The sequence below is a fragment of the Butyricicoccus faecihominis genome (assembly GCF_024462775.1).
Classification (GTDB): Bacteria; Bacillota; Clostridia; order Oscillospirales; family Butyricicoccaceae; genus Agathobaculum; species Agathobaculum faecihominis_A.
The window spans coordinates 20687-27858 of record NZ_JANGCE010000044.1 but is presented as its reverse complement, the minus strand read 5'-3'; the positions used below and the strand labels follow the sequence as shown (position 1 = coordinate 27858).

5 protein-coding genes are annotated in these 7172 nt (G+C 57.0%); 3 read left to right on the top strand and 2 right to left on the bottom strand.

The window, feature by feature from the left end; genetic code table 11:
* Nucleotides 1-223 precede the first annotated feature (223 nt).
* Nucleotides 224-766 carry a stage V sporulation T C-terminal domain-containing protein gene (locus NE562_RS16320; protein WP_280963480.1) on the top strand — a complete coding sequence of 181 codons (543 nt, stop codon included), beginning with the start codon at nucleotides 224-226 and terminating at the stop codon, nucleotides 764-766.
* A 67-nt stretch (nucleotides 767-833) separates the two neighbouring features.
* Nucleotides 834-1019 (top strand): hypothetical protein, encoded by a 186-nt coding sequence (locus NE562_RS16315; RefSeq protein ID WP_280963479.1) that lies wholly within the window; start codon nucleotides 834-836, stop codon nucleotides 1017-1019.
* Between the two features lie 281 nt (nucleotides 1020-1300).
* On the opposite strand, the gene epsC is transcribed toward NE562_RS16315, so the two are convergent.
* Nucleotides 1301-2029 (bottom strand): serine O-acetyltransferase EpsC, encoded by a 729-nt coding sequence (gene epsC / locus NE562_RS16310; protein WP_280963478.1) that lies wholly within the window; start codon nucleotides 2027-2029, stop codon nucleotides 1301-1303.
* 122 nt (nucleotides 2030-2151) lie between these two features.
* Here epsC and NE562_RS16305 point away from each other — a divergent pair, with 122 nt between their 5' ends.
* A complete protein-coding gene (locus tag NE562_RS16305) occupies nucleotides 2152-3357 on the top strand; it encodes a nucleotide sugar dehydrogenase (protein ID WP_280963477.1) in 1206 nt (401 codons plus the stop codon).
* A 92-nt stretch (nucleotides 3358-3449) separates the two neighbouring features.
* Here NE562_RS16305 and NE562_RS16300 read toward each other — a convergent pair whose 3' ends face one another.
* Nucleotides 3450-7097, bottom strand: a complete 3648-nt coding sequence (locus NE562_RS16300; protein ID WP_280963476.1) for an S-layer homology domain-containing protein — start codon at nucleotides 7095-7097, stop codon at nucleotides 3450-3452.
* Nucleotides 7098-7172 lie beyond the last annotated feature (75 nt).

Genomic DNA, 7172 nt, shown 5'->3' with positions numbered 1-7172 from the left:
CTCGCGCGAACGCGCGATTTTCCGGTAAGGAACGCGCGTTCGCGCGAGATCCTTCGCTCCGCTCAGGATGACAAACTCTTAACTTAATGACATTGACGACCGCGTTTCCTCTTTTTTTGCGACGCAGTAGAAATTCCCAATCTAGAAAAAATACATATTTACAGGAGTTGCAGTTATACTACAATCACAACCAGAAATTCCGTATTTGGGAGGGAACGCGCACATGAAAGCAACCGGCATTGTACGCCGCATTGATGACCTGGGGCGAGTCGTAATTCCGAAGGAGATCCGCCGTACCTTACGGATCCGCGAGGGCGACCCGCTGGAAATTTTTACAGACCGCGACGGCGAAGTGATCTTCAAGAAATATTCTCCGATGGGCGAGCTTGGCGCGGTGGCGACCGAGCTGGCCGAAGCGCTCAGCCGCACGGCGGGCCTCAGCTGCGCCATCTGTGACCGCGACGCGGTGATCGCGGCCGCGGGCGGCGCGAAAAAGGATGTTTATGAAAAAAGCATTTCATCCGATCTCGAAACGCTCATGGAGCAGCGCACAATCTACGAGCATAAGCTCGGCGATACCACCGATGTTTCCGTTTCCGAGCATGATGGCTACCACGTCGTCGTCGCCGCGCCGATCATTACGGACGGCGATGTGACGGGCTGCGTCGCCTTTTTGAGCGAGGACGAGACCGCCGCCGCGAGCGAGGTCGATTCCAAGTTGAGCCAGACCGCGGCACAGTTCTTGTCCAAGCGGGTGGCAATGTAAAAAAGCGGGCGATTAAAATCCGCGGCCGCGCGGCACACTATCTTTAAAATGAAAGGAGTGTGCCGCTATGTGCCATAAAAAAGGATTCCCTCGCTATGACGACGCCCGGCATATCGATTCCGCCGCGCTCGGCCCCCAGCCAAACGGGCCCTATAACGACGCCGAGCGAGGCGACCCGGCTGCCACCGCCTACACGGAAATGTATTGCATCGAACAGCCGCAGGCAACACGGGGAAAAGAGAACAAGAAATAGAAAAATCCCGCGAGCCGAAAGGCCCGCGGGATTTCAGCTTGTCAATGAACCCTTCGCGCCGCAGCGCGCATAAAATAGGATTTTGCCGCTTGCGGCGAAATCCATAAAAACCGGGAGCATGTATCTCGGTTTTTATACAAACCGACTTCAAGTGTGCCTAAAAGGCGCGCGCAGAAGCCGGAATACTCGATCGAAATGGGGCTTTGTTTCGATCGACAGACTGTCAAAAATAGTTTTTTGACAGTCTGAAATCCCGCGAGCCGAAAGGCCCGCGGGATTTGTTAAGGTTGCGTATGGTCGTCTTTCTGTTCGGATTCGTTTTGCTTGGGCTGTTCCTTTTCCTCCTCGCGTGCAAGGCGCTGTTCGTTCATATAAACGCGATGCTGCAAGCGGCACAGCTCCTGCGAAACAGGGTCGGGCATGTTGATCTGGTCGAGGTCGTAGCTGGGCACAGAACCGACGCGCTGGCCGTCGATCTTGACGACGCGCGCCTTGACCCCGACTACCGTCGAATTGGGCGGCACGCCCTGCAAAACCACGGCGTTTGCGCCGATGCGGCTATTATCACCCACGGTAAAAGGGCCCAGCACCTTAGCGCCCGTTGAAATAAGCACGTTGTTGCCGATCGTCGGATGGCGCTTGCCCGTGTCGTGGCCCGTGCCGCCCAACGTCACGCCATGGTAAATGGTGCAGTAATCGCCTATTTCGGCGGTTTCGCCAATGACGATGCCCATACCGTGGTCAATGAACAGGCCGCGGCCTATTTTTGCCCCGGGATGGATCTCGATACCGGTCATATGCCGCGCAAACTGTGAAAGTGCGCGGGCAAGGAAAAAGTGTTTATGCTCATACAGCCAATGCGCCTGCCGGTGATAGATCAGCGCGTGGAAGCCTTGGTACAGCAAAAAGACTTCCAGCGTGGTGCGCGCGGCGGGGTCGCGGTCGCGGATCGTGCGCGCGTCGGACAGCAGTCCTTTAAAAATCATGGCGGTTTGTCTCAGTCCCATCATTATCGATTCTTTTACATACTACATTATAGACGATACTGGCGAAAAATTCAAACCCAAGAATTGAATTTCAGCGGAAAGGTGGTATAATAATAGAAGATTTTGTTGAACGAGGTTTGAAAATTATGAAAATTACTGTCATGGGCCTGGGCTATATCGGCCTGCCGACCGCGATCACGCTGTCGGGCGCGGGGTTCGAGGTCTGCGGCTTTGACGTGAACCAAAAGACCATCGAGCAGCTGCAAAGCGGAAAAATCCATATTGTCGAGCCCGGCCTGCAGCTGGCGTTTGACGAAGCGGTGGCGGGCGGTCACCTGCACTTTTCCAGCGAGCTCGCCCCGTCGGACGTGTTCTATATCGCCGTGCCCACGCCGTTTTATCAGGATGATTCCGGCGCGCACAAGGCCGATTTAAAGTATGTCGAGTCCGCCGGGCGCATGGCGGGCAAGCTGCTAAAGCCTGAAAATCTGGTTATTCTCGAATCCACCGTGCCGCCCCGCACCTCCGAGATGCTGGCCCGCGTGCTCAGCGAGGAGTCCGGCATCGATATGGACAAGATCCACGTGGCCCACTGCCCGGAGCGCGTCATTCCCGGCAACATGATGTTCGAGCTGAAAAATAACGACCGTATCGTCGGCGCGCGCACGCCGGAGGCCGCCGAAATGGCCGCCGCCATTTATGAAAAGGTACTGGAAAAGGGCGTGGTGCACAAGACGGACGATTTGACCGCCGAAATGTGCAAGCTGACCGAAAATACCTTCCGCGACGTGAACATCGCTTATGCGAACGAGCTTTCGATCATCTGCGATAAAATGGGCATCGACGTGTTCGAGCTCATCAAGCTTGCCAACTGCCACCCCCGCGTCAATATCCTGACGCCCGGCGTGGGCGTGGGCGGTCACTGCATCGCGGTCGATCCATGGTTCATCTACGAACAGTTCCCGGAGGAAGCCAAGGTGATCCACGCTTCGCGTGTGCGCAACGAAAACAAGCCGCGCTTTGTGGCGGAAAAGGTGATCGGCAGCCTAGCCAAGGTGACCGATACGGTCGGCGTTCTGGGCTTGTCCTATAAGCCCGATGTGGACGATATGCGCGAATCCCCCTCGATCGAGCTGTGCCAGATCCTAAAGGAAAAGGGCGTAAACTTTATCGCTTGCGATCCCTTCGCGCCCTACGGCGATCTGAACGGGATCTCGAACGTTTCCTTTGACGAGATACTGGAAAAAGCGGATTATCTGGTCATCACGCTTGGCCACACTCTGTTCAAGGATAATAAAGAGCTCATCGCGAAAAAGCCCTTCTACGACTGCGTGGGGCTGATGGAAAAGTAAAAAAACAGTTGGAGCCCGGCGGTTTTCACCGCCGGGCTCCATTATGCAAGGGAGGAGGTCAAAGGTTAAGCTTTGCAATAGGGCAAGAAATTTCAGACTGTGGCTTTGTAGCCGCTGCCGTAGGGCGTCATGTTGAACGACGCGCTGCCGTCAGCTTCTACGCGGAACCCGGTCAGTTTCACAAGCTCAAACGTCCACTCACCGGTAGGCAAGTCGTCCGCCGTGGCCGTGAAAGCGCCCGCGCGGTCCTGTGTGGCCGTATAGGACCAGATATCGTCGTAGTTATATTCATAACCGTCCACGGTCTCGGTTAGCTGACGCACCGCCCGTATGAAATAGGTGGCGTTGTTGTCTGCCTGTTCCGCCGTCGAAAGGACGAGCGTACCGTCCGACTCGCGCACCGCCGAGGACACCGAGATCGCCGACCCTTCGCGGGTAATATCCAGCGGCTTTGCAAGCTTTGTCAGCTCTGTCCGGTTTTCGAGGTCGCTGTCGTTCTCGTAAGAGCAGAGGGCAACCTCATAATAGTGCGCGCCCTCCGTAGGTATGTCGAAGAACATGTTGTCCAGCAGTATGGCGGTTTCGCCAGCAAAGTAATCCAGAGTCACGATTTCAGACACCGGCAAATCATAGCCCGGCCTTTTGAACACCAGCGCTAGCTTCTCATTTTCCGGTATGGCCTTGCCTAGACGCAGCTCCAGCGCGCCCGTGTCGTTTATCGCATAGCTCAGGTGATATTCCCCATCCTGCGGCTCGTCCTCGCGGGCGGGATACGCGTAGCCGTTTTTATATGTCGGTATCGCAGCCCAGACAGAGACTCCGTCGCCCGGTGTAACCATGCGTGCGCTGCCGGTCAGTTCGCTGTCTGTGATCTGCACATTCACCTTGTCGTCCTTCGCATCGAGCAGGTTCAGCACAAAAGCGTCGCCTTCGGTATTAACCAGCTTGCCGCCGTTTACGCGTACGTTGATATCTCCAATGTAAGAAGTCGTGCCGGTATAGCCAGCGGGCTTGCCTGCAATAATCGCGCCGGTTAGACTGCCGGACTGACCGCCAATCTGCTTTGCGCTTTCGTTCTGTGCATAGTTGCAGGTAACCGAGCCGCCGGTGATATTCAGCGTACCCACGCGTAAATCAATGCCAACCGCCGCTGCATATGCTTCACCATTTTTCAACTCCGCGCCGGTACTGGTGATCGCGGCATTGCCCTCAATATTGACCGTGCCATCCGCCGGCATGTATAGGCCGGTGTCATCACTGACGATCTCTGCGGCACCGCCGATTGTAACCGTATAGCCGGCATAAATCTGTACGCCTTCCTTGATCGTGCCATTGGAAGCAATACCGTGATATTGCGCGCCGATCTTGCCGCCGGTCATTTTGGTTACGCTGTCCGAACCGTAAGCGGCTATTCCGACACCGCCGGTCAGCAAACCGCCGGTCATCGTCATATCGCTGTCGTTTTCAATGATCGCGGTCAGGCAAGAAAGGGTGTTTTCATATTCGCCGCTCTCTACTTGCAGCTTGCCGAAGTTACCGATCATACTGTTGTCGCTTCCCATCGTGATTTTGCCGCTGCCTTGGCTGTCCTTCAGCGTCAGGTTGCCGTTATTCTTTATGACAAAATAGCGGGAATCGATCACAGTCTGGTTCTTACTGTTGGTTGTCGTGCTGTAATTGATATAAGCGGTCAGCGTGTGGCCGTTTAGATCGAGCATAACGGTTTGATTTTCTGGGATCGTGATCAGGTTTTCCTTACGGCCGCTCGACTGATCCGCGCCGCCAATTTCAATATCCTCCGTCAGAATGGCGCTTTTACCGCCTTCCAGAAGCATGATAAGCGCCTGCTCGTCATTTGCACCAAGCGTCACACCGGAGTAATCAACTACAAATTTCTGCGTCGATAGTTCCTGATTTTCGGCATCCTTCCAGACAATCTGCAAGTGATCCTCCGGTTTTGCATCGGCAAGATCGCTGTAGAATACCATAAAGCACCCGTCCTTGTTGTCATACTGCTTAAAAGCGCGCGCGGTATCGGCGGCTTCAACCCAATCGCCGTTCGTCCAGCTAAACTGTGTATGCGCGGCATCAGCCTTTTCCGGAACGGGTACCGCAACGCCAGCCCAGAAGCCGCCGACAGCGGTGGTATCGTCGTTCAGATGATAGGTCGTGTCCGCGTTCAGCGAATATTGCAGGTTGGTGCCACTCACCTTGACGTCAATATAATCGCGGTTCGAGGTCTTGGTGACATCTACCTTATAATCCGTTACAGCGCCGTCGGCCAGCGGAGCGGGGAGATAACCCTCAAGCGTTTCCGTCGTGGTGGACGAACCACCGCCACCGCCGCCACCGCCGCCGGTGGTCGTGCCGCTGGTCGAACCGGTCTTGCCGGGTTCTACCGTGCCCTTATCGGTCTTGACCGCGTCCGCGCCTTTATCAACGGTGATGGAGGTGCCGGGGGTCGTTACCCTCGCGCCGGTCGAGCCTGCCTGCGCCTCTACCTTGGTCACCTTGCCGTCGCCCTTGACTTCGGTGTTCGCGGCGGCGGTCTGTACCTTGGCGATCGTCGCGCCCTTTTCGGCGGTCACGGTCGTGTTGTTGCCCTGTACGGCCACGGTGTCTACCTTGCCCGCAACGGTCAGCGCCGTGTTCGCGGCGGCCTTGTCAACGGTAACGGTCTTGACGGTGGAGTTTTTGTCCACGGTCACATCCGCACCCGCCGCGGAGACGACAACCTCGTCCACCTTGGCGTTTTGCAGCACGACCGGCACGTTCGCCGAAGCGATTTCGACCTTGCCTACCGTGCCTTCGATGATCACATCGTCCTTACCGTCGTCCACGACGATGGTCTGCACCTTGGCGTTGCCCTCGGTCGCGACGCGCACGTTGCCGTCGACCTTGGAAACAACGACCGTGCCGATCTCGGTCGAGCCGGAAATAATGATCGAGTGTACGCCGCCGCCGCGAACGACCAGACGGCCCGCGATCTTGCTGTCCTTAATGGTGACGTTGCCGTCGCCCACGCCGTCGCCAAGAATTAAATCGCCCTTGATATCGGCCTTGTCGAGCACCGCGCCCGCTTCACGCACCATCGCGTTGCCGTCCGCCGTGCCCGTGTATTCCTTGGGCAGGTAGGCGGAAACGAGGTTGTCCGCGATCTGCGCGAACTCCGCGCGGGTGATCGAAGCGGTCGGATTGAGCTTGCCGCCCGAACCGTTCACATAGCCCGCCTCGGTAAGCGCCGCGACCGGGCCCTTGGCCCACGAGGAAACAGCCGAGGCGTCCGAGAACTTCGAGAGGGAAGAAGCGCTGCCGTCCGCAAGGCTGAACGCGCGCGCCAGCACGGTGAACGCTTCCTGCCGGGTGATGGCGCTGGCAGGGGAAAGCTTGTTGCCCGAGCCCTCAAAGGTGCCCATATGTACGGCCTTTTGCATATCCGCATAGTACCAAGCGCTCGCCGGAACATCGGTATAGGCGGAAATATCCGCCGTCTTGGTCGCGCCGAAGGCGCGGTTGACGATGGCGGCCAGCTCCGCGCGGGTGAGCAGGCCGGAGGCGTTGATCTTGCCGTCCGAACCGTTCAGCAGGCCGTTGTTGATCGCGTTTTCCAAGGCGGGGCGCGACCAGTCGCTCGGCATGTCGGCAAAGTCCGACGGCGAGGCGGCGAACGCGCCCACGCTCAGCGAGGACAGCACGACCGCGGCCGAGACCAGCCCGGCCAGTTTTCTGTGTAACTTCATTGAATCACTCCGTTCTGAATTCATTAGTTTGCCATTGCCTTACCAGTTTCAGACGGCATCAACCCCCCACCCCTT